At 62.2% G+C, this 21,116-nt stretch carries 21 protein-coding genes and 1 pseudogene; 15 read left to right on the top strand and 7 right to left on the bottom strand.

Annotated features, from left to right (window positions below; translation table 11 throughout):
• The first annotated feature begins 155 nt into the window (after positions 1 to 155).
• The 3 genes and pseudogenes from V5E99_RS03570 to V5E99_RS03560 all read left to right on the top strand — a co-directional run bounded on the left by V5E99_RS03570 (position 156) and on the right by V5E99_RS03560 (position 1,674).
• Positions 156 to 368, top strand: coding sequence for a CbtB domain-containing protein (locus V5E99_RS03570; RefSeq protein WP_499800971.1), 213 nt, complete (start codon positions 156 to 158; stop codon positions 366 to 368).
• A 15-nt stretch (positions 369 to 383) separates the two neighbouring features.
• Positions 384 to 1,112, top strand: a pseudogene (locus V5E99_RS03565) (CbtA family protein).
• A gap of 133 nt (positions 1,113 to 1,245) precedes the next feature.
• The gene (locus V5E99_RS03560; protein WP_499800969.1) at positions 1,246 to 1,674 is read left to right on the top strand and encodes a TOBE domain-containing protein; all 429 of its coding nucleotides are present in this window, start codon (positions 1,246 to 1,248) and stop codon (positions 1,672 to 1,674) included.
• 38 nt (positions 1,675 to 1,712) lie between these two features.
• On the opposite strand, the gene V5E99_RS03555 is transcribed toward V5E99_RS03560, so the two are convergent.
• The 4 genes from V5E99_RS03555 to V5E99_RS03540 form a co-directional block, all read right to left on the bottom strand.
• Entirely contained in the window at positions 1,713 to 5,804 is a 4,092-nt protein-coding gene (locus V5E99_RS03555) for a bifunctional nitrate reductase/sulfite reductase flavoprotein subunit alpha (protein ID WP_499800967.1), read from the bottom strand.
• Between the two features lie 281 nt (positions 5,805 to 6,085).
• Positions 6,086 to 6,775: an arsenical resistance protein ArsH gene (gene arsH, locus V5E99_RS03550; RefSeq protein ID WP_499800966.1), complete on the bottom strand. Its 690-nt coding sequence runs from the start codon at positions 6,773 to 6,775 to the stop codon at positions 6,086 to 6,088.
• 12 nt (positions 6,776 to 6,787) lie between these two features.
• Complete coding sequence (locus tag V5E99_RS03545) at positions 6,788 to 7,258, bottom strand: arsenate reductase ArsC (protein WP_499800965.1); 471 nt, start codon at positions 7,256 to 7,258, stop codon at positions 6,788 to 6,790.
• Between the two features lie 23 nt (positions 7,259 to 7,281).
• Positions 7,282 to 7,629, bottom strand: coding sequence for a metalloregulator ArsR/SmtB family transcription factor (locus tag V5E99_RS03540; RefSeq protein ID WP_499800964.1), 348 nt, complete (start codon positions 7,627 to 7,629; stop codon positions 7,282 to 7,284).
• An 802-nt stretch (positions 7,630 to 8,431) separates the two neighbouring features.
• On the opposite strand from V5E99_RS03540, the gene V5E99_RS03535 reads away from it, so the two are divergent.
• The 10 genes from V5E99_RS03535 (at position 8,432) to V5E99_RS03490 (ending at position 18,521) form a co-directional block, all read left to right on the top strand.
• Positions 8,432 to 9,043: a transposase gene (locus V5E99_RS03535; RefSeq protein WP_499800962.1), complete on the top strand. Its 612-nt coding sequence runs from the start codon at positions 8,432 to 8,434 to the stop codon at positions 9,041 to 9,043.
• 53 nt (positions 9,044 to 9,096) lie between these two features.
• Positions 9,097 to 10,683: a ShlB/FhaC/HecB family hemolysin secretion/activation protein gene (locus V5E99_RS03530; RefSeq protein ID WP_499800960.1), complete on the top strand. Its 1,587-nt coding sequence runs from the start codon at positions 9,097 to 9,099 to the stop codon at positions 10,681 to 10,683.
• A 13-nt stretch (positions 10,684 to 10,696) separates the two neighbouring features.
• On the top strand, positions 10,697 to 12,496 hold the full coding sequence (locus tag V5E99_RS03525; RefSeq protein WP_499800959.1) for a DUF2341 domain-containing protein: 1,800 nt from the start codon (positions 10,697 to 10,699) through the stop codon (positions 12,494 to 12,496).
• 11 nt (positions 12,497 to 12,507) lie between these two features.
• On the top strand, positions 12,508 to 12,933 hold the full coding sequence (locus V5E99_RS03520) for an ExbD/TolR family protein (protein WP_499800957.1): 426 nt from the start codon (positions 12,508 to 12,510) through the stop codon (positions 12,931 to 12,933).
• Positions 12,934 to 12,935: 2 nt separating this feature from the next.
• The gene (locus tag V5E99_RS03515) at positions 12,936 to 13,640 is read left to right on the top strand and encodes an energy transducer TonB family protein (RefSeq protein ID WP_499800956.1); all 705 of its coding nucleotides are present in this window, start codon (positions 12,936 to 12,938) and stop codon (positions 13,638 to 13,640) included.
• Positions 13,641 to 13,679: 39 nt separating this feature from the next.
• Positions 13,680 to 15,380 (top strand): putative porin, encoded by a 1,701-nt coding sequence (locus V5E99_RS03510; RefSeq protein ID WP_499800954.1) that lies wholly within the window; start codon positions 13,680 to 13,682, stop codon positions 15,378 to 15,380.
• Positions 15,381 to 15,397: 17 nt separating this feature from the next.
• The gene (locus V5E99_RS03505) at positions 15,398 to 16,027 is read left to right on the top strand and encodes a DNA repair protein (RefSeq protein ID WP_499800952.1); all 630 of its coding nucleotides are present in this window, start codon (positions 15,398 to 15,400) and stop codon (positions 16,025 to 16,027) included.
• Positions 16,028 to 16,043: 16 nt separating this feature from the next.
• Positions 16,044 to 16,523 (top strand): YbjN domain-containing protein, encoded by a 480-nt coding sequence (locus V5E99_RS03500; RefSeq protein ID WP_499800950.1) that lies wholly within the window; start codon positions 16,044 to 16,046, stop codon positions 16,521 to 16,523.
• Complete coding sequence (locus tag V5E99_RS03495) at positions 16,520 to 17,443, top strand: peptidylprolyl isomerase (RefSeq protein WP_499800949.1); 924 nt, start codon at positions 16,520 to 16,522, stop codon at positions 17,441 to 17,443. Before V5E99_RS03500 ends, V5E99_RS03495 begins: the two co-directional genes overlap by 4 nt.
• Positions 17,444 to 17,540: 97 nt before the next feature.
• Positions 17,541 to 18,521 carry a LysR substrate-binding domain-containing protein gene (locus tag V5E99_RS03490; RefSeq protein ID WP_499800948.1) on the top strand — a complete coding sequence of 327 codons (981 nt, stop codon included), beginning with the start codon at positions 17,541 to 17,543 and terminating at the stop codon, positions 18,519 to 18,521.
• A gap of 1 nt (position 18,522) precedes the next feature.
• Here the strand turns inward: V5E99_RS03490 and V5E99_RS03485 are convergent, their stop codons facing one another.
• A complete protein-coding gene (locus V5E99_RS03485) occupies positions 18,523 to 19,131 on the bottom strand; it encodes a type II secretion system protein GspJ (RefSeq protein ID WP_499800946.1) in 609 nt (202 codons plus the stop codon).
• Positions 19,128 to 19,580, bottom strand: coding sequence for a GspH/FimT family pseudopilin (locus tag V5E99_RS03480; protein ID WP_499800944.1), 453 nt, complete (start codon positions 19,578 to 19,580; stop codon positions 19,128 to 19,130). The genes V5E99_RS03485 and V5E99_RS03480 overlap by 4 nt, the downstream gene beginning before the upstream one ends.
• A gap of 120 nt (positions 19,581 to 19,700) precedes the next feature.
• Here V5E99_RS03480 and V5E99_RS03475 point away from each other — a divergent pair, with 120 nt between their 5' ends.
• Positions 19,701 to 20,132 (top strand): type II secretion system protein N, encoded by a 432-nt coding sequence (locus V5E99_RS03475; RefSeq protein WP_499800943.1) that lies wholly within the window; start codon positions 19,701 to 19,703, stop codon positions 20,130 to 20,132.
• Between the two features lies 1 nt (position 20,133).
• On the opposite strand, the gene gspI is transcribed toward V5E99_RS03475, so the two are convergent.
• Entirely contained in the window at positions 20,134 to 20,514 is a 381-nt protein-coding gene (gspI, locus tag V5E99_RS03470) for a type II secretion system minor pseudopilin GspI (RefSeq protein WP_499800942.1), read from the bottom strand.
• A gap of 146 nt (positions 20,515 to 20,660) precedes the next feature.
• Here gspI and gspG point away from each other — a divergent pair, with 146 nt between their 5' ends.
• Positions 20,661 to 21,110, top strand: a complete 450-nt coding sequence (gspG, locus tag V5E99_RS03465) for a type II secretion system major pseudopilin GspG (RefSeq protein ID WP_499800940.1) — start codon at positions 20,661 to 20,663, stop codon at positions 21,108 to 21,110.
• Positions 21,111 to 21,116: the final 6 nt, after the last annotated feature.

Here is a 21,116-nt window from a genome sequence, read left to right as displayed (position 1 = left end):
TTTTGTTTCACGAAATTCTGCAACGCCTTCTGAAACAGGCAGCCGGTGAAAATCCGGCGCGGTCGCGCCACTGTATTCGGCTATTTGCCGTCAGCCAGACCCTGTTTCCCCCTACCTGCAATCCGTACCGGGACGCGTCATCCCTGGAGGTTCACATGGCTTATAGCGCTGCTACGCAGACTGATGTTTCGCTGCCCACGATTCCGTTGGGCGACATTCTTCCCTGGGCCATTTTTGGCGGACTGTTATTGATGCTGGCGATCTATTTCGTCGGCGCGGAGCAGGGCGCCACTGCGTTGGTCAAGGGCATGTATGTTCACGAATTCGTGCACGACGGCCGCCACTTGCTTGGCTTCCCTTGCCACTGATTCGAGGAACGCAACATGACCGGTCGTTTATTGGTTCGCGGCATGCTGGTGGGTTTACTCGCCGGCATTCTTGCCTTTGGTTTCGCAAAAGTGTTCGGTGAGCCGCAGATCGACAAAGCCATTGCCTTTGAAGATTAAATGGCGCAAATGCATGGCGATGCGCCGGAAGAAGAGTTGGTCAGCCGCGAGGTACAAAGCACGTTCGGGCTGTTCACCGGCATCGTGACCTACAGCGTTTCGCTGGGCGGGATCTTTGCGCTGGTGTTTGCCTACTCGCTGGGCCGCGTCGGCAAGATCGGCCCTCGGGGTCTGGCGGCGCTGTTGGCCTTGGCGGCGTTTGTCACGCTGATTCTGGTGCCGGGGCTGAAATACCCGGCCAATCCGCCGTCGATTGGCGATCCTGACACCATCAAACAGCGCACCAAGCTGTTTTTCCTGATGTTGCTGGTGTCGGTGATCGCGGCGGTGATTGCCATCAACGCTGCGCGCAAACTGATCCCCGCACTGGGCATCTGGAGCGGCTCGACGCTCGCGGTGCTGCTGTACGGGGTGATCATGGCGGTGGCGGGCTACCTGTTTCCGGTGATCGATGAAGTCCCGCAAACCTTCTCCGCCGTGCTGCTGTGGAAGTTTCGCGTGGCCTCGCTGGGTATCCAGTGGGTGCTCTGGACCACCGTCGGCCTGGCCTTTGGCTGGGCCGCCGAACGCGTGTTGAATCTGCCAGGGTTCTCCACCCGCGCCTGAGGTTGAACGGCAGCGCCGCTCAACCGGCGCTGCCTGTCTCGATGCAATCGAGCGCTATAGTTGTTTCTACACAACGCTAACCTTGATGATGTGCGGCATTCCTAACTCTAAAGTCAACAAAAGGGCTCGTCTCATGAAAGTCAGTGCACGCAACGTATTCAAAGGTCAGGTCAGCCAGGTACAAGACGGCGCGGTCAACGCAGAAGTGGTGTTGACCCTGCCGGGCGGCGAGCAACTGGTGGCTGTCGTCACCATGGAAAGCATCCGCAACCTCGGCATTGCCGTCGGCAAAGAAGCCGTGGCCCTGATCAAGGCGCCTTGGGTGATGCTGATGACCGAGTCCAGCGACATTCGCCTGTCGGCGCGCAACTGCCTGGAAGGCAAGGTGCTGAGCGTCAACGATGGCGCGGTCAATGCCGAGGTGGTGATTGAACTGCCCGGCGGTTCGAAGGTGTATTCGATCGTGACCCGTGATGCCGTCGCCGAATTGGGCCTGGCGCCGGGCGTCAGCGCCACCGCCGTGATCAAGGCGTCCCACATCATTCTGGGCGTGCCGGCCTGAGACAACTGGCTGCACGCCGTGCAGCCAGCCCCGGCCCGTCAATAGACATCGCGCAAGTAACGTTTCTGCTCGCTCAATTGCCGCCAGTAATCGGCGGCGTTGTCCGGGCTGAGTCCGCCATGGCGTTGCGCAATCTGGCGCAAGGCCTGGTCGACATCTTTGGCCATCTGGCTGGCATCCCCGCAGATGTACAACTGCGCGCCTTCCTGTAGCCAGCGCCACAGTTCGGCCCCTTGTTCGCGGATACGGTCCTGCACGTAGATCTTCTGTGCCTGATCGCGAGAAAAAGCCAGGCTGAGTTGAGTCAACAGACCCTCGCGCTGCATCCCCTCCAGCTCATCGCGGTAGTAGAAATCGGTCTCGGCGTGTTGCTCACCAAAAAACAGCCAGTTGCGCCCCGCATCCCCCCGAGCTCGACGTTCTTGCAGAAAACCCCGAAACGGCGCGACGCCGGTGCCTGGGCCAATCATGATCATCGGCACATCGCCGTCGGCCGGTGCGCGGAAGTGCTTTGAGGGCTGGACGAAAATCGGGACTTCGCCGCTGTCCACGCGGTCGGCGAGGAAGGTCGAGGACACGCCTTTGCGTTTACCGTAGCGCACGGCGGCCACCGTCAGATGCACTTCCTGCGGATGCGCCTTGGGGCTTGAGGCAATGGAGTACAAACGCGGTTGCAGGCGTTTGAGCGTGCCCAGCAATTCCCCGGCGGAGCAATCGACCGGGAATTGCTGCAACACATCCGCCAATTGCCGGCCCCACAACCAGTCTTTCAATTCAGCCTTGCTGCCCAGCAGCCTTTTCAGTTCCGGGTTAGCGCTGCGTTCAGCGATAAACGCCAGGGTTTCAGTGTTGGGCCGGGCTATTTCAAAGTGCTCGGTCAGCGCCTGGTGCAGCGGGACGTCGCCGAGTTTGTCCAGGTTCACAGGGGTGTCGGCACCGAGGCGCGTCAGGTCGAGCAATTCGCTGACCAGTTCCGGGCAGTTGCGCGGCCGCACGCCCAAAGCATCGCCGGCCTCGTAGCTCAGCCCGGAATCCGCCAGGTCGAGGGAAAACATCCGGGTTTCCTTGTTGGCACTCTGCGGGTTCAGGTGCAGGTTGGTCAGCAGTCGTGAGGCATAAGGCTTGGCTTTGCTCGGTGCCTCGACCGGGCTGGCGGCGACACTCTTGATCGGCTCGACGGTCGGTTTCAGCGTTTGCTGGAAGTGCGTCAGCCAGGTCTGTGCGCGCTCTTCGAATTCCGTGTCGCAGTCCACGCGCTCAAGCAACCGGGTGGCGCCCAGTTCCTGAAGGCGCTGATCGAGTTGCTTGCCGTGCTGGCAGAACTGGTCGTAATTCGGGTCACCCAAAGCCAGGACCGCAAAGCGCAGGGATTCCAGGCGAGTCTCGGCGGATTTGAGGGTGTGCCAGAAGCCTTCGCCGTTGTCCGGCGGATCGCCGTCGCCGAAAGTGCTGCTGATCAGGGCCAGGTTCTGCGTGCTGGCCAGTTTGCTCGCCGGAAAGTCCGCCATCGCGCTCAGCTCCACGTCGATTCCGCCCTCGCGCAAGTGCGCGGCAAACCGTTCGGCCAGGGCCTCGGCGTTGCCGGTTTGCGAGGCCCACAACAAGGTCACGCTGGGGGTGTTGTCGTCGGTCGCGGGGGCCGAGAGGCTCAAGGGCGCCGTGTCTGACTGAATGCGACTGAACAACCCGCCCAGCAAACCGTCCAGCCATAACCGTGTGTCGGTGGCCAGCGGCGCGTTGGCGGGCAGGGTCGGGACGCCGCCGGCCTGACGCCCGGCCGTGGACTGCAGGCCACTGAGAAAACCGGCGAGGTAGGTGCGTTCATTGTCGTTCAGGGGCGGAGAAGGCAAGCGACTGATGCCGGCGAGATCGGCGAAGGCCTCGATGCACGACATGGGAAGTTCCTCTTTCAAAGGCGAAGCGGGGGGAAGGTCGGTGACGGCGGGCGCGGGCACGTCGAGAAAGGCATGCTCGATCAGCTCGACCCGTTGCAGGGCGACGGCGCAGAACTTGAATTCGGGCTGTAGCGAAATCGGGTCAACGGCGTCGTGGGTGACGGCATTGATCGCCAGGTTTTCGCCAAAGACATCGTTCCAGTGAAAGGGCGCAAAGCAATTGCCCTGGCGCACCCGGTCGGTCACGACGGCGGGCAACACGGCACGGCCGCGTCGCGAGCGAATCTCGACAGGGTCTTTGTCCTTGATACTGAAACGGGCGGCATCTTCGGGATGAATTTCAATGAACGGCCCGGGATTTAGTTTGTTCAGCGTCGCGACTTTGCCGGTCTTGGTCAGGGTGTGCCACTGGTGTTGCAAACGCCCGGTGTTGAGCACGAAGGGGAAGCTTTCATCCGGCATTTCGGCGGGCGGCAGGTGTGGGCGGGGGAGGAAGATGCCCTTGCCGCGCTCGGTGGCGAACACGATGGCGGGTTGGCTGCCGTCGGCCTCGACCTTGAGTGTCTGACTGACACCGTTGTTCAAATAGCGGATCGGATTTCGGTCGGCGCCATCGTCCGAAGCGCAGGGCCATTGCAATGGGGTGCCCCGCAACCGCGCATAACTGGTACCGCGAATGTCGTAGCCAGTTTTGGGGTTCCAGGCGCGTTTGATCTCTTCAAACACCTCGGATGCACAGGTGTAGGTGAAGGCCTCGGCGAAGCCCATTTCGCAGGCAACCCGGGCGATGATCTGCCAGTCGGGCAACGTCTCGCCGGGGGGCTCCACGGCTTTTTGCATCAGCGTCAAATTGCGTTCGGAGTTGATCATCACCCCTTCGGCCTCGGCCCACAGCGCACCGGGCAGGAGGATGTCGGCGTAGCGGTTGGTCTCGGTGTCGAGGAAGGCGTCCTGGGTGATCACCAGCTCGGCGGTCTGCAGGCCTTCGATCACTTTCTGGCGGTTGGGGGCCGAGGCGACCGGGTTGGTGCAGATGATCCAGCAGGCCTTGATCTGGCCGGCGCTCATCTGCTCGAACATCGCCACGGTACCAGCGCCGACTTCGCGCGGCAGGCTGTCGTGGGGGATGCCCCACAAGTCTTCGATGAACAGCCGATCAGCCTCGACCAGCACCGAACGCTGACCCGGCAGGCCGGGCCCCATGTAGCCCATTTCGCGACCACCCATGGCATTCGGTTGCCCGGTCAGGGAAAACGGCCCGCTGCCCGGCCGGCAGATCGCGCCCGTGGCCAGGTGCAAATTGCACAGGGCGTTGGTATTCCAGGTGCCGTGGGTGCTTTGATTGAGGCCCATGGTCCAGCAACTCATCCATTCGGCGGCTTGGCCGATCCATTCCGCTGCCTGGCGAATATCCGCTTCCGGCAGGCCGGTGAGTTCGGCGACTTTTTCCGGGGAGTATTCCTCCAGGAACTCCGGCATGGCCTCCCAGCCTTCAGTGAACGAGGCAATGAAGGCTGGGTCGGTGTGGCCGTTTTTCACCAGCAGGTGCAGCAAACCATTGAGCAACGCCAAATCAGTGCCGGGTTTGATCGGCAGGAACAGACCGGCCTTGTCCGCCGTGGCGCTGCGCCGTGGATCGACCACGATCAGCTTCGCCCCGGCCTTGACCCGGTCCATCATGCGCAGGAACAAAATCGGGTGACAGTCAGCCATGTTGGCGCCGATCACAAAGAACAGATCGGCCCGATCGAAATCCTCATAGGACCCCGGCGGTCCATCGGAGCCGAGGGACAGTTTGTAGCCGCTGCCGGCGCTGGCCATGCACAGGCGCGAGTTGGATTCGATATTACTGGTGCGCACAAACCCCTTGGCCAGTTTGTTGGCCAGGTATTGGGCCTCCAGCGACATTTGCCCGGACACGTAGAAGGAGAGGGCGTCGGGGCCGTGGGTATCGAGGATGGCGCGCAGGCGCCTGGCGGTCTCGCTGATGGCGTGGTCCATCGCCACTCGCACCGGGTCGCGCTGGCGCTCCTGACGCAAGAAAGCGTGTTCCATCCGGCCCGAATCGGCGATGGCCTGGCCGCAGGTGTTGCCCTTGGTGCAGAGGCGGCCGGCGTTGGTCGGATGGCTCTTGTCGCCGCTGACCTTGATCACGCGGTTGTTTTCGACCTGCATGACGATGCCGCAGCCAACGCCACAATAGGGACAAACACTGCGTACGGTTTTGTTTGCCATCCTGACTCTCTTGCAAGCACCTGACCGGCCCGGAAACAAAAAAGGCGCCATGTGACCCTCCGTAAAAAAACGGGGGTTACACGGCGCCTTTGTCGTATATGTGCAATCAACGTTGACTGCGTGTCAGGTGTCTGCAAACAGCGGGCCAGAACCGGCTGGACGCGGCTGGGTCGGGTGTTACAGGCCGGTGAGGGCGCAGGTGTGCGCGGTGACGTGCACTTTTATATTGCGATCCGCCGTTGCTTGCACCAGCCCAAGGCGATGGCTGCACGGTTGCTTGATCAAATGGCAGCCTGATTGACGCGCCGAGTCAGTTCTTCGGCCGACTCCTTGCGTTCCGAGTAGCGGTCTACCAGGTCCGGACGTTCGCGCAGCAACAGCGTGAACTTCACCAGTTCCTCCATCACGTCCACGACCCGGTCATACAGCGCCGAGGGTTTCATGCGGTTGGCGTCGTCAAACTCCAGAAAGGCCTTGGGCACGGAGGATTGATTGGGGATGGTGAACATCCGCATCCAGCGCCCCAGAACGCGCAGTTGATTGACCACGTTGAAGGATTGCGAGCCACCACACACCTGCATCACCGCCAGGGTTTTGCCCTGGGTCGGGCGAATCGCGCCGATGGCCAGCGGCACCCAGTCTATTTGCGCCTTGAACACCGCCGACATCGAACCGTGGCGTTCCGGCGAACACCAGACCTGGCCTTCGGACCATTGCATCAGCGCCAGCAGTTCCTGGACTTTCGGGTGATCGTTCGGTGCGTCGTCGGGCAGTGGCAAACCGGATGGATTGAAAATCCGAGTCTCGGCGCCGAAGTGCTCAAGCAAACGCGCCGCCTCCTCGACCAGTAACCGACTGAATGAACGGGCGCGGGTCGAGCCGTACAACAGCAAGATTCGCGGTTTGTGCTGCTCGTCATTTTCGCGGTGCGCGATCAATGACGTGTCGAGGTTGGGCAGGGGATGAGTCATGGAGGGCTCCAGTTACAGGGTGCTGATGCGGTCGAGTTCACGCTTCAAGGCATCGCGATCAAGTTCGGCGAAAGGCAGCGCCAGAAACGCCCGGCAACGGGTTTCGATGCGTGCCAGGGTCGAATGGAAAGCGCCGGATACGGCAGCCTCGTCCCCCGCGACCTCCGACGGATCTTCAAGCCCCCAGTGGGCTTTCAGCGCCGGGCCGAAATACACGGGGCAGGCTTCACCGGCGGCCTTGTCGCAAACGGTGATGACGATGTCCGGCGGGTTGCCCTCGAAGGCGTCGTTGCCTTTACTGCTCAAGCCATCAATGGCGATCCCGGCTTCTTGCAGCGTGGTCAGGCTGCGCGGCAACACCTGGCCCTTGGGAAAACTGCCGGCGCTGACCGCTTCGAAGCCTTGCGGCGCCAGATGATTGAACATCGCTTCGGACAGAATGCTGCGGCAGCTATTGGCGGTGCACATGAACAGGACGCGCATAAAAACTCCTTTTGGGCCGGTGCTTAGCAGCACACTGCGGTATTGAGCGGGCGGTCGCCCATTTGTTTGAGCCGTGCGCTGTTCTCTTCAAGCCAGTCGGCATTGGCGTGCAGCGTGGTTTCCAGAACAGCGCGAACCCAGGCCGGCAGTTCCGGATTGAGCCGGTAATACACCCATTGCCCCTGGCGTCGATCAAGCAGCAAACCGCACGCCCGAAGTTGTGCCAGGTGACGAGAGATCTTCGGCTGACTGTCGTCCAGTGCGCAGACCAACTCGCAAACGCACAACTCGCCTTCACGGGTAATCAGCAGGGTGGCGCGGGCGCGGGTCTCGTCGGACAGGCATTTATAGACGGCTGGAGGACTGAGCATCGGGGTGCCTTGCAGGTGTGGAAATCCGAATATACGGATATCCATATGTATTGAGCAAGCCGATTTTTCCGTCACGCCGATTAGCAGCTGTCTGACGTCCGCACAGTTCATCATCGGGAACAGTTGATTGAGGCGCGGGGGATGGGGGAGCTTCTCGCGGGCTGATGCCAACGACTCGCTGGCGTCGACGAGCAATGTTTCATCATCGGCTGCGGGGTTAACGATGAAGTTGGTGCCGGGTCTGCGGGGCGATATCGGCTCTTTCAGGGCCCCGGGGTTGAGGTAGAAGTTGAGCGCGCGGTCGGCCGCCTCTTTCAGTTTCTGGGGGGCAAGTTCAAAAGAGGCGTCGAGGGGTACTGGATTGGTGTTGTGATCTTGATTGTGAAAGGCAAGGTCAAAAGATCGCAGCCTGCGGCAGCTCCTACGGGGGGGGCTCGGTTTTCATTTTCTGTGTGAGGTCGTGATTACAACTCTGTGGCGCGAGGGCTTGTCGGAACGCCGGGATCAATCCCGCGCCGTCTGGTTTTGCGGCCGCTCCTACGCCGACCCTCGACTTAACGCGATCCCCGTAGGAGCTGCCGAAGGCTGCGATCTTTTGATCTTGCTTTTAAAAAGATCAAGATCAAAAGATCGCAGCCTGCGGCAGCTCCTACCGGGTCTGCGGGGCGGCGATCATCCGACATGAAGCTTTCATGACAAAAGTTCGGTAGCACTTCGCCAGTCCGGTCATGCCTATGTGACGCGCTTGAGGGGGCCCAAGGGCCACTTTTTTAAGCCGAGGCGGGACGCCGGGAGTGAGGCAATGGGGACTATGGAACGCTACTCGAAAGTGGGCATGCAAGAGCTCGATCAACGCTTGTCGAAGATCGTCGAAGCGGCGCGCAAGAAGCCGGTTTCGGTGTATCGCTACGGCGCGCCGTGGGTCTGGATCGTGTCGCAGGATGATTGGCAGGGCGCGCTCAAAGAAGTGTCCAGCTACATTCCGCCGGGGCATTCGCTGGTGGCGCTGCGCCCGCAAATCGATGACCTGCTCGACGAGCACCGCGACATCCTGGCCGGCCTCAACGCCGAGCCCGGCATGCTCATCGCCCCGCAAACGGTCATGCACATCCTGCTGCTGCAACTGCTCTATTCGGTGCCCAGCGAGCAGCAACTCTACGAGCAACTCAATTACAACCTGCTGTTCCGCTGGTTCGTCGGCCTGGACCTGAATCAAAAGGTCTGGAGCTTCAACGTCCTCAGTCGCGACATCGCCACCCTGCTGAACAACCCGCGGGCGGTGCAATTGATCCAGAAAATCATTGGCGAAGTGTTCTGCGGTGCCTTGCTGCAAATGCCCGAGTTCTCCTTGAACTTCGCGCTGTTGCACACCTGGCTGGGCAAACACGCCGCGACATCGACAGCAAGCAATTGAGTGGGCCAAACGCCGGGCCAACGGCGACGGTCATTTCGAATTCAGGGGGTGGTGTGGAGCATCTTTTCAAGACGCGGCTGGCGCTGTGGGGCTGGCTGCTGGTGACCGCGAGCGGGCAATCGGCATGGGCCGAGGACGCGGTGCCGGCCAAACTGGTCGATGTGAACGAGTACTTCGTGCGCGGCAACACGGTGCTGGATGCCCGGGCCATCGAAGAAGCGGTGTACCCGTTTCTCGGTCCGCAAAAAGCCCTGACCGATATCGAAGGCGCCCGCGAAGCCTTGCAAAAGGCTTATCAGGCGCGGGGCTATCAATCGGTGTTCGTCGAGTTGCCGGAGCAGAAGGTCGAGGACGGCATCGTCTACCTGCAAGTCAGCGAAACCAAGGTCGGCCGGGTGCGGGTGGTCGGGGCCAAGCACTACTCGCCGCTGGACATCCGGGAAGACGTCCCGGCGCTCAAAGAAGGCGAAGTGCCGGACTTCAGCAAGGTCCAGGGGCAACTGGCACAACTGAACAAAACCCCCGGCCGCCAAGTGATGCCGCTGGTACGCGAAGGCCAGCGCCCCGGCACCATGGACGTGGATTTGCAGGTCGAGGACCAGAACCCGTGGCAGGCCAGTGTCGGGCTGAACAACGACTACAGCGCCGACACCGAGAAACTGCGCACGGTCACCAGCCTCGGTTACAACAACCTCTGGCAACTGGGTCACAGCATTTCCCTGACCTTCTTCACCGCGCCGCAAGACACCGACAACGCCAAGGTCTGGTCCGGCTCGTACACCGCGCCGCTGAACGAGCGCTGGAGCGTGCAGTTCTCCGGTTACCAGTCCGACAGCAACGTCGCGACCATTGGCGGCAGCAACGTGTTGGGCAAGGGCCATTCCTATGGGGTCTCGGCGATTTACACGTTGCCGTCCAGCGGTAATTGGTCCAATTCGTTGTCCGCCGGCATCGACTTCAAGGACTTTGACGAACAACTGAGCCTCGGCGGCGACAGCGACAAAGTCCCGCTCAAATACGCGCCGTTCACCTTCGCCTACAACGGTTTTCGCTACACCGAAAGCAGCCAGTTGGGCCTCGGCCTGAGCCTGGTGGCCGGCACCCGCAGCCTGTTTGGCTACGGCAGTTCCGACGAAGACTTCGACTACAAACGCTACCGCGCCAGCCCCAGTTTTGCCGTGCTCAAGGGCGACACGAATTACACCTACACCTTCGCCAGCGACTGGCAGGCCGCAAGCAAAGCCGCGTTCCAATTGGCGTCCGGGCCGCTGGTTTCCAACGAACAATTCGCTGCCGGCGGCGCGACCTCGGTGCGCGGTTACCTCGCGGCCGAACGCACCGGCGACGACGGTGTGCTGCTGAGCCAGGAACTGCGCACGCCGTCCCTGGCCAAGTACCTCGGCCCTTACGTTCAAGACTGGCGCTTCTACGCCTTCGCCGAGGGCGCCCAGTTGTACCTGCGCGACGAACTGCCCGATCAGGACGCCGATTACGCCTTGGCCAGTGTTGGCCTGGGCACCCGCGCGAGCCTGAGCAAGTGGCTGTCCGGCAGCCTGGATTGGGGCTATCCGCTGCTGGATGGGCCGAACACGCAAAAACACGATTCGCGCCTGCATTTCAATCTTCAGGCCACATTCTAAAAGGAGCATTTTCATGCAGCGCCTACTCATCGCTTTCCTGATCTGCCTGGGCTTCGTGCTCCCGGCCACCGCCCAGGCCTGGTGGCAGGACGACTGGCATTACCGCAAGCAGATTGCCGTGGACACCACGCCCCAAGGCGCGGCGATCAACGAAGCCCTCGGCCGTACGGCGCTGCTGGTGCGCCTGCACACCGGCAACTTCACCTTCGACGGGGTCAAGGAGGACGGTTCGGACCTGCGCTTCGTCGCCGCCGATGACAAAACCGTGCTCAACCACCAGATCGAAAGCTTCGATCCGTTGATGGGCATGGCGCTGATCTGGGTCGATGTACCAAAAGTGGAGGGCGGCCAGCGTCAGGACATCTGGATGTACTACGGCAACCCGAAAGCCCCGGCCACGGGCAACGGTCAGTTGACCTTCGACCCGAATTACACCGCGCTCTACCACTTCGACGGCGCCAATGGCACCCCGGCCAAAGACACCACCGCATACGGCAACACCGCGCAAAGTGCGACCGGTGCGAGCATCGACGGCGTGATCGGTCGGGCGTTGCAGTTCAACGGCCAACCGCTGCTGCTGCCGGGCAGTCCTTCGCTGCAACACAACAGCGGCAGCGCGTTCACCTTCAGTGCCTGGTTGCGTCTGGATCAGGCCAATGGCGAGCAACTTGTACTCGCCCGCCGTGAAGGCGCGAACAGCCTGCTGCTGGGCCTGAACCAGGGCCTGCCGTTTGTGGAAATCGACGGTCAGCGCGCCGTGTCCACACAACCGCTGAACCCCGGCCAATGGCAGCACCTGGCGCTCACCGCCGAGGGCAGCAAAGTCTCGCTGTACGTCAACGGCCGGGAAACCGCGAGCCTGGCGGTGGCGATGCCCGCGTTCAACTCGGTCATGGCCATCGGTGCTGACTTGTCTGCCAGCGCCTACTTGCCGTTCACCGGGGCCATGGATGAACTGCGCCTGTCCAAAGTTGCACGTCCGGCGGCCCTGTTGCTGGCCGACGCCAATTCCCAAGGTGCCGAGTCGAAACTGGTGGCTTATGGTGTCGATGAAGAACAGTCGGGTTACGGCTTCGGCAGCCTGGGTTTCCTGCTGAATGCCGTGCCGCTGGACGCCTGGGTGATCATCGCCGTGCTGGTGCTGATGATGTTGCAATCGTGGGTGATCATGATCCGCAAGAACCGCATGGTCAGCCGCGTCAGCGCCGCCAATGAAGGCTTTCGCGAACAGTTCGCCACGGTCGGCACACGCCTGGAAATGTTCGCCGACGACCAGGAACTCGCCCAGCGTTTGCAGTATTCCTCGCTGTGGCGCCTGTACATGGTCGCGGTGAAAGAAATCCGCACTCGCCGCGAGCAGGGCGCTGATACGTCCTCGGTGTCGGCGGCAACCATCGAAGCGATCCGCTGCTCCATGGACGGTGTGCGCACCCGGGAAAACCAGGCCCTCAGCTCGAAACTCTCGACCTTGTCCAACGCCATTGCCGGCGGCCCTTACATCGGCCTGCTCGGCACGGTGCTGGGGATCATGGTGGTGTTCCTCGGCACGGCGATGGCCGGCGACGTGAATATCAACGCCATTGCCCCGGGCATGGCCGCCGCGTTGCTGGCCACGGCCATGGGCCTGTTCGTCGCGATCCCGGCGCTGTTTGGCTACAACCGCCTGATCACCCGTAACAAGGAAGTCAGCGCCGACATGCGGGTGTTCGTCGACGAGTTCATCACGCGTCTGGCGGAGATGCATGGCGAGAGCCAGTTCAGTGAGGCGGCCCATCGCCGTGGCAATCACACCAACGCGTCCGTCCCGGCCTGAGGAGCAAAACAATGGCTTCCGTAAATGCCTCCCACGACGACGATGACGACGCAGCGGTGGATACGATCAACATCACGCCCCTGGTGGACGTGCTGATGGTGGTGCTGGTGATGTTCATCCTCACCGCCACGGCCCAAGTCTCGGGCATCCAGATCAACCTGCCGAAGGCCAGCGCCTCGGTGTCGCTGTCCGAAGCCAAGACCAAGGCGATTTCGGTCAATGACGGCGGCCAGGTTTTCCTTGATGCCTACCCGGTGACGCTGGCCGAGCTGGAAGATCGGCTGCGCATCGAGAAGGCCCAGAGCCCGGACTTCCCGGTGATCGTGCGCGGCGATGCTCAGGTGCAGTACCAGAAGGTGATCGAGGTGCTGGACCTGCTGCGACGCCTGGAGTTGTCCCAGGTCGGTCTCGTCACCGGCAAACCGAGCCAGGGCTGACCATGACTGCACAACCATCCTTCAAACCGTTGCCGGTGAAGCCGTCACCTGTGCGCTTTATCAAGTGGGGCGCCGGGTTGCTGATTGGCGCGGTGGCCGCGTGGTTCCTGTGGCAATGGGCCAACGACATGAGCGGCATCCGCCGGGAAGCGCCGAAGGTGCCGACGATTATTCCGTTGCCGCCACCACCTCCACCGCCGCCGGAAAAACCGCCGGAACCGGAACCACCCGTGGAAGAAAAAATGGTCGAGCCGCAACCGACCCCGGAGCCCGAAGAGGTGAAACCGGCCGAAGAGGCGCCGCCATCCCCGGCGGATGATTTGGCCAACCCGATGCAAATGGACGGCGATGCGCAGTCCGGCAACGACGCTTTCAACATTGGTGCGGGCAAGGGCGGTGGCATGGCCGGGGCCGGTGGCGGACGCGTGGGCAACGGCACGTACAGCCAGTTTCTGGCCTTCACGTTTCAGCGTTTGCTGCGTGAGAACCCGGACCTGCGCAACCTGGCGTTTTCGCTGCAGGCCGACGTCTGGCTGAGCAGCGTCGGTGAAATCACCCGGGTCGAGTTGGTCAAGTCCAGCGGCAAACCCGAGATCGACACCCAGGTGCTCGCCGCGTTACGCAGCGCGCCGCACCTGAGCGAACGGCCACCGGCCTCCATGACTTTGCCTGTGCGCTTGTCCCTGCAAGGGCGGCGTCCGGGTTAACCGATTTTTCTAAAGTTTGCCAAAAGGAGTTGTGTGCAGATGATTTCCAACGTGAATCGATTGTCCCTGGCGGTCGGCATGGTCATTGCGACCCTGGTCGGGCACGCAGCGGCAGCCCCTGCGCCCTCGGAAAACGCCACGATCAATCTGATCCGCTTGCTGGTCGAGCAGGGCATTTTGAAGCAGGACAAGGCCGACGCATTGATCGCCCAGGCCCAGAACGAAGCGACCCAGGCGCGTCAGGCGGCCAGTGCGCCCGCCGTGGTGGCGGCCGGTCCGGTGGCGGCACCGGGGGATGTGCGGGTGCAATACGTGCCGGCCGCCGTGCGCGATCAGATCCGCGATCAGGTCAAGGCTGAGGTCATGGCCACCGCCAAACAGGAAAACTGGGCCCAGCCCAACACCTTCCCGGACTGGGTCTCGCGCATCAGCTTCGACGGCGACATTCGTTTGCGGGATGAGTCGCGGTATTACTCCGACAGCAACAGCAACGAAATCGTCGACTTTGCCAAGCTCAACAATAACGGCCCCTACGACGTGAACCCCAACAGCAGCACAAGCCTGCCGCCGTTGCTCAACACCCGGGAAGACCGCTCAAACCTGTTCCGCCTGCGGGCGCGCCTGGGCATGAAAGCGGTGCTCGCGCCGGACTGGACCGCCGGTATTCGCCTCGGCACCGGTTCCGACAACAACCCGGTTTCGACCACGCAAACCCTGGGTGGCGGTTTCGGCAAGAAAGACATCTGGCTCGATCAGGGTTACTTGACCTGGAAGGCGACGCAGGACGTGACGTTGACCGGCGGACGAATCGCCAACCCGTTCTTCTCCACCGACATGCTCTATTCCAACGACCTGAACTTCGACGGCATCGCGGCGATTTTCGACCACAAACTCAGCCGCGACTGGGGCGTGTTCGGCACCGTCGGCGCGTTCCCGGTGGAGTACACCAACGACACCAGCACCAGCAACGGCCTGGACAAGGAAGACAGCGACAACAAGTGGCTGTACGGCGCGCAAGTCGGCGCCAAGTGGGCGATCAACAGCAACAACCGGCTCAAGGGGGCCTTGGCTTATTACCGTTTCGATGACATCGAAGGGCAGCGTTCCAGCCCTTGCGAACCCTGGGCCGGCGCGCCGGGTTGTGACACCGATGGCAGCCGCTCGGCGTTCATGCAGAAGGGCAACAGCGTGTTCCTGCTGCGCGACATCACGCCCAACCCGCTCAACCCGGCCGCCACGCCACAGCCGCAATTCGTTGGACTGGCCTCGGAATTCAACCTGCTGGACCTGAACGTGGTGTGGGACGCCGACCTGCCGCAAGACTTCAAATTGCGTAGTCAGGGTAACTACATCCACAACCTCGGTTACGACGAAGGCGACATGCGCAAACGCTCGGCCGGGCAGCTCGTCAACAACCTCGACAGCAGCGGCGACATCGAAAGCGGCGCCAATGCGTGGATGGTGCAGTTCACCCTCGGCAGCGCGTTGGAGTTGAAGAAGCAGGGCGACTGGAATTTCTTCGCGGGCTACAAATACATCCAGCCCGATGCCTTGCCCGATGGCTTCAACGATTCATCGTTCCACTTGGGCGGGACCAACGCCAAGGGCTATTTCCTCGGCGGCAATTACGGCTTGGCCAAGAACGTCTACGCCACCGGTCGTTGGTTGAGTTCCGAAGCCGTGTACGGCGCGCCGTTCGATATCGATGTCTTGCAGCTTGAAATCAACACGCGCTTCTAAGGCGCCGGGAGAGCTTCATGAAATCACCATTTGTGTGGCTGGCGTTGGGGCTGTTGATCGCCCAGGGTGCGAGCGCCGAAGGCATGGAAGAGCGCCTGCGCACCCAGTTGCGCAGCACCACTCAACAACTGCAAGCCCTGCAAAGCCAACAGGCCCAGGCCAGTGCCGCGCAACTGGCGGCCCAGGGCGAGGCCAAAGCGGCCCAGGCGCAGATCAAGCAACTGAGCGCCGAACTGGCCAAGGCCAAAGGCGTCGCCGAGCAACTGGCCGGCCAGCAAAGCAGCCTGCAAAGCCAGGCCCAGGCGCAAGTGGCGGCCAGCAGCGAGCAGATCGGCAAGTTCAAGAAAGCGTATGAGGAGTTGCTGGTCATGGCCCGTGCCAAAGAGGCAGAACGGTCTAAGCTCCAGACGCAATTGGCGGAACGTGACACACAAGTGCAGCAATGTTCAGTCAAGAATCAGCAGATGTACGGCGTGGCCAAGGAGATTCTCGCGGCCTACGAAAAAATCGACGTCGCCGAGGTGATGAAGATTCGCCAACCGTTTGCCGGTGGCGCCCGGGTCAAGTTCGAAGAGCTGGCCCAGGGCTTTGGCGACGAACTCTACAAGACGCAATTCGACGCGCCACAAGCGGCGCTCGCTCACTAAACCAAGGATGAACCCCATGACTCAATTGATCAGCCACGTATCGCCGCAATCCCTGACCGACGTGCTGCAAGCCGCCGGTTACCGGGTCAACCAGACCGAACAGAACGGCATCGTGCAATTGCTCAGTGCCAGCCAGGGCATCGGCTATGCCGTGCGTTTCGGCAACCCGGCGGTTGAGCAGGGCAGCTACGTCGATTTCACCTTCAGTTGCGCCTTGCGCGTACAGGGTGAATTGCCGGCCGGGTTGGCGGAACTGTGGAACGCGTCCCGGCGCTTTGCCCGGTTGTCGGTGCAGGGCGAGTTTCTGGTGATGGAAATGGACGTGGTAGTGGCTGCGGGTGTGAGTGCCGATCACCTCAAGGGCAACCTGGAGTTGTGGGATCGTCTGTTGCAGGAATTCGTCGTTTACCTGCGTGAATACAGCCAGAACGCCGCGAATTTGCAGGCCCAGGCGCAAACGGCCGAGGCGGTGACTGACGAGGTGGCGGCCCTGTGAAAAAACGAACGGCAGTGGTCAGCGCCGGCGCGCTGACCGTGCTGGTGGTGGCGATTGCGCTGGGGTTGCGGCCGGGCAATGACCCGGTCGCCGCCCAGCAGCCGGCGCCAGCGGCAGTGAAGGTAAACGGGCCGGCGGTGGCTCGGTTGGGCAATCAGCTTGTCAGTCCGCAAGAGTTGAAAGACTTGCTCGCGACCGTGGCACCTGAGGGGCGTGAGCAATTGCGCGGCAATCGCGAGGCACTGGAGAGCTGGATTCGCTCGCGCCTCGCCGAGAAAGCCGTGCTCGAACAGGCCGACGCCCAAGGCTGGCGGCAGCGCCCGGAAGTCGAGCAGCAAACCCGGGCGGCCACTGAGCAGATTGTCTTTCGCGACTATCTGCAATCGGTCAGTCAGGTCCCGGCGGATTACCCCAATGCCGCCGAGTTGCAACAGGCCTATGACGCGGGCAAGTCGGGTTGGCTGACACCGCCGTTGTACCGGGTCAGTCAGATTTTCCTCCGTGTGGGCGAGCCGCAAAACCTTGAAACCGTGCGCAAACAGGCCCTGGAACTGAGCAAGAAAGCCCAGGCCGCGCCAGGGGATTTTGCGGCGCTGGCGGGGCAGGGCGGCGTCAACGACACCGGCCTGCAACCCTTGCAGCAATTGCTGCCCGAGGTGCGAGGCGTGGTGTCACGGCTCAAGGTCGGCGCCGTGTCCGAGCCGGTGCAGAGCGCGGCCGGTTTCCATGTGATCAAACTCACCGAGCAACAACCGGCCCGCACGGCGACCCTCGACGAACTGCGCGAACGCCTGACCCAGGCCCTGCGCGCCCAGCGTCAGGAACAGATTGCCAAGGCGTACCTGGAAGGGATGCTCAATACGGCGACGTTGAGTATTGATGGGGCCGAGTTGAACAAGGTGCTGGAGGAGAAGCTTTAGATGCGCAGGAGGGTTGATGCGCGATGGCCTCAGCACGTTCAGCCCTGTAATCATTTCAATTGCTGCAAACCCAACAAAGATCGACAGGGAGTCATCGATGTCATTCATAGAACCCGCAGGACGCCAGGGCACGACCGATTACCGGCCGCCACGACCGCACACCGAATCCTGGCTGGCCGTGGCCGCCGGGATTGAAGAGGAGGTGGCGCAGTACTTTTTGGTCAGCGCCCGCTGTGGCTGTTTCATGCAGGCGGCGCGCAGTCTGAATGTGCGGGCCACGCTGCTGCGCAAGCAATTGGCGCAACTGGAGGAACGCGTGCAACGTTCATTGTTCAGCTTCCAGGGCAGTGCCCTGACCCTCAGCCGCGAAGGCCAGCAGTTACACGCGCAACTCGTTGCCCTGGCCCATGACCGCAAGTTGCCGGTGGTCGAACAACGCTCCATTCGCCTGGCCGTGGCCGAGTCGTTGCTGCATGACATCCTCGGCCGCGATCTGGTGTCACTGTTGCGCCGCAACGCCAGCATTCGCCTGGACATCACCTCCCTGGACAGTGAACTGGCGTTGCAAGCCGCCAGCGCCGACGTGGTGCTGTGGCTCGCCGCCGGAGCGTCGCCAGTGCCGGGGCCGACGTTCGCCATCAGTGAGCCGCAGCACCTCGCCCAACTGACGTACCTGCCGCACATCGCCAAGCGTTATTCCCGGGTGACGGCCCGGCCGACCAGCGCCGATGACCTGGCGGATTTCATGCTGGTGCAATGGCAGCACGATCGCCACGTTGACAGCTTCCGGCCGTGGAATGAGCTGGTGGAACAGCGCCTGGCCGGGGTGGTGAAATTGCAGTCCTATGAACTGATGCTCGACATGATCCGCTGCAGCGCCTGCATCGGCCTGCTGCCCGGTTACATGAGCCGCTACGACCGCAGCCTCGTGAGCCTGCCGGGGGTGTTCAGCGAGCCGATGCAGCATCAGGTGTGGCTGGCGGTGAATGCCGATTCCGGGGAGGTGGCCGAGGTGCAGATGCTCGCGCAACTGATCCGCAACACCTTCGCCGAGCGCCGCGAGTGGTTTGAGGCCTGAATCACTCCAGCGGCCCCATCACCTGGCGATATTTCTCAACGCCTTGGGGTGTCTGGCGGGTCAGGCTGATCTCGATGCCCAAGGGGTTTTCCTGGCGGTTTCCGCTGAGTTTGCGCCAGCCCTTGCCGACCTCCCAAACGCGTAACGTGGCGTCGCTGACGCCATTCAACACGGCGACGCCATCCGTCGGGGCGGGCAACGGGTAGTGGTTGCGCGCCGGGGCAATCGAGCGGTACAGAACGTCGCCCTTGAGCCACCAGCGCACCCGTTGCAACTCGCCGTTGCCGTCGGCCGAGGCGCGGATCAGGTCCAGGCGAAAGCCCTTGCCCTCGGTACTGCGCACGGTCAGCGCGGGCGGGGCGTTGACCGGTTCATTCTCGGTGCCGGGGCGTATGGGTTCGGCCAACTCGATGCCGGCGCGCAAGGTGACGTCCCGTTCCAGTTGGTTCAGCGCTCGCAGCAACCCTTCCGTCTGCTCGGTGCTGGCCTGCAAGTGCGCATCGGCGCGGGTCACACTGTCCAGCCCGCGCCAGGCGATCAGGCTGACCACGGCCATCAACATGATCGCGACCATCACCTCGATCAGCGTGAAACCTTGTTGGTCTTTCATTGCACGCTCACCTGGCCGGCGGCGCTGCGCTGCACCACGATGCGGTTGAGGCCATCGGAGAGGGTCAGTTGCAGCGGCGGATTGATCCACTCGGCGTTGAGCACCAGTTTCTGCCGGGGCTCGATGCGCACTTCCATCCCGGGGGTTTCCCAGGGCCGAGGGCGCAATTGCGGGTCGTTGTTGAAATGGTCAAACCCGTCGCCACTGTCATTGCGCCGGCTGAAACGAAAGCCCTTGGCATCGGCCCGCCAACTGATCGGCCGACCATCGGCCCGGGCTTCGGCCTGGGCCACTTGCAGCAACTGCGCGACCCGCGCGGCGTCCTTGCGCAGCAAGTGCAGCGGGTCGGGTTTGATGCTCAGGCTGATCGCCGCGCTGGCGATGCCGATGATCACCAGCACCACCATCAACTCGATCAGGGTAAAGCCGTGTTGTCTGAAGCCGTTCATCCGCTGCGCGCTCCTTTGCGTCGATTTTCATCGTGCACGGTGAAGATGATGAGTGTGTGAAATAAAAACGTGAACTTTGCGCTGTAGGCTCGGGGTCGGGACTAAAAGGAGATTCAGCCCATGTCGTTCACCGAACGCTTCAGCGCCCCGCAATTAGTGCAATCGATGGCCTTGCTGGCGGCGCTGGCCGGCCTCGTCACCTGGTCGTCGCTGCTGCTGACCGCCGCCGAGTCACGCACCCCGGATGTGCCGTCGCAACGGCTCGCGGTCCGCAGCGATAACCCGGCGTTGCAGTGGTTTTCCAACCAGCCGGCGGCGGTCGAGATCAAGGTCAGCGGTGTCATGGCCGGCAGTCGTGGGGCGGTGGCGATTCTGAGCCTCAACGGTGGGGCGCCCCGCAGTTTCCGGGTGGGGGAGAGCATGAGTCATGGGGTGAAAGTCGCGGCCATCGAAGGCGATGGGGTGGTGATTGAACGCGGGACGGAAAAGAGCCGGGTCGCGCTCGAGAAATTGCCGGATTCCGCGTTTTTGCCGGATTTGTTGAAGCGCTAGATCATTTCACCGTTGGCCGGCTCAACAACGTATCCAGCCGCGCCAACGGCGGCGCGTCGCGGCTGCGATCAAACACCTGCACGCCAACTTGCAACAACCGGCCATCCTGCGCACGGCCGATCACCTGCTCGCAGCGCAACAACAAACGCCCCTGATCACACTCGACCGCGCGCATTCCCGACGGCAAGCGCCCCTCCAGGCGCAACTCCGCCAGCCGACTCTGCGCCGCCAGCAGCGCAATCGACCGGTCGCGCAACAGCCCGTTGCTCTGGGTCATCAACCCGGCCACGCGCACGGCGGCGGACATCGCCACGGCAATGATCGCCAACGCCACCAGCACTTCGATCAGGGTAAAACCGGCTTGTCGGGAAGGGCGTCGCATCGGGGCCTCGAACGGTTTGGATGGCGCCGAGCGTAGCCCCCGGGCTTGACCGCTTGACGACCAAAGCTCCCGAGGATTTTCAACGTCACTGACATATCTTCTTGCAACACTGCGCGTCGAATCGAATCAAGCCAGGGAATGACGAGATGGATATCGCGCACTGCAACGCCCGCAAGCACCGGCCCCATGGACAGGCCGGTTTCACCCTGATCGAAATCATGGTTGTGGTGGTGATCCTCGGGATTCTCGCCGCCATGGTGGTGCCCAAGGTGCTGGACCGCCCGGACCAGGCTCGGGCGACCGCCGCCAAGCAAGACATTGGCGGCTTGATGCAGGCGTTGAAGCTGTACCGCCTCGATCACGGCACTTACCCGAACATGACCCAGGGCCTGAAAGTGCTGGTGGAGCGTCCCGCCGACGCGAAAAACAGCAACTGGCGTTCCTACCTGGAACGCTTGCCCAACGACCCGTGGGGCCGGCCCTACAACTATTTGAATCCGGGGGCCAACGGTGAAGTCGACATCTTTTCCCTCGGCGCCGACGGCCAACCCGACGGCGACGGTGTGAACGCCGACATCGGCTCCTGGCAGTTGTAAGGCCGG

The sequence above is a fragment of the Janthinobacterium sp. LPB2021202312-11-4 genome, from assembly GCF_037049705.1.
GTDB lineage: Bacteria > Pseudomonadota > Gammaproteobacteria > Pseudomonadales > Pseudomonadaceae > Aquipseudomonas.
The sequence above is the reverse complement of the archived record's forward strand: the minus strand, read 5'-3'. Positions and strand labels throughout refer to the sequence as shown.

Bases quoted from the DNA above. Each gene is read 5' to 3' on its own strand.
- V5E99_RS03570 (WP_499800971.1), top strand. From the start codon at position 156: ATGGCTTATAGCGCTGCTACGCAGACTGATGTTTCGCTGCCCACGATT.
- V5E99_RS03560 (WP_499800969.1), top strand. From the start codon at position 1,246: ATGAAAGTCAGTGCACGCAACGTATTCAAAGGTCAGGTCAGCCAGGTA.
- V5E99_RS03555 (WP_499800967.1), bottom strand. From the start codon at position 5,804: ATGGCAAACAAAACCGTACGCAGTGTTTGTCCCTATTGTGGCGTTGGC.
- arsH (WP_499800966.1), bottom strand. From the start codon at position 6,775: ATGACTCATCCCCTGCCCAACCTCGACACGTCATTGATCGCGCACCGC.
- V5E99_RS03545 (WP_499800965.1), bottom strand. From the start codon at position 7,258: ATGCGCGTCCTGTTCATGTGCACCGCCAATAGCTGCCGCAGCATTCTG.
- V5E99_RS03540 (WP_499800964.1), bottom strand. From the start codon at position 7,629: ATGCTCAGTCCTCCAGCCGTCTATAAATGCCTGTCCGACGAGACCCGC.
- V5E99_RS03535 (WP_499800962.1), top strand. From the start codon at position 8,432: ATGGGGACTATGGAACGCTACTCGAAAGTGGGCATGCAAGAGCTCGAT.
- V5E99_RS03525 (WP_499800959.1), top strand. From the start codon at position 10,697: ATGCAGCGCCTACTCATCGCTTTCCTGATCTGCCTGGGCTTCGTGCTC.
- V5E99_RS03520 (WP_499800957.1), top strand. From the start codon at position 12,508: ATGGCTTCCGTAAATGCCTCCCACGACGACGATGACGACGCAGCGGTG.
- V5E99_RS03515 (WP_499800956.1), top strand. From the start codon at position 12,936: ATGACTGCACAACCATCCTTCAAACCGTTGCCGGTGAAGCCGTCACCT.
- V5E99_RS03510 (WP_499800954.1), top strand. From the start codon at position 13,680: ATGATTTCCAACGTGAATCGATTGTCCCTGGCGGTCGGCATGGTCATT.
- V5E99_RS03505 (WP_499800952.1), top strand. From the start codon at position 15,398: ATGAAATCACCATTTGTGTGGCTGGCGTTGGGGCTGTTGATCGCCCAG.
- V5E99_RS03500 (WP_499800950.1), top strand. From the start codon at position 16,044: ATGACTCAATTGATCAGCCACGTATCGCCGCAATCCCTGACCGACGTG.
- V5E99_RS03490 (WP_499800948.1), top strand. From the start codon at position 17,541: ATGTCATTCATAGAACCCGCAGGACGCCAGGGCACGACCGATTACCGG.
- V5E99_RS03485 (WP_499800946.1), bottom strand. From the start codon at position 19,131: ATGAAAGACCAACAAGGTTTCACGCTGATCGAGGTGATGGTCGCGATC.
- V5E99_RS03480 (WP_499800944.1), bottom strand. From the start codon at position 19,580: ATGAACGGCTTCAGACAACACGGCTTTACCCTGATCGAGTTGATGGTG.
- V5E99_RS03475 (WP_499800943.1), top strand. From the start codon at position 19,701: ATGTCGTTCACCGAACGCTTCAGCGCCCCGCAATTAGTGCAATCGATG.
- gspI (WP_499800942.1), bottom strand. From the start codon at position 20,514: ATGCGACGCCCTTCCCGACAAGCCGGTTTTACCCTGATCGAAGTGCTG.
- gspG (WP_499800940.1), top strand. From the start codon at position 20,661: ATGGATATCGCGCACTGCAACGCCCGCAAGCACCGGCCCCATGGACAG.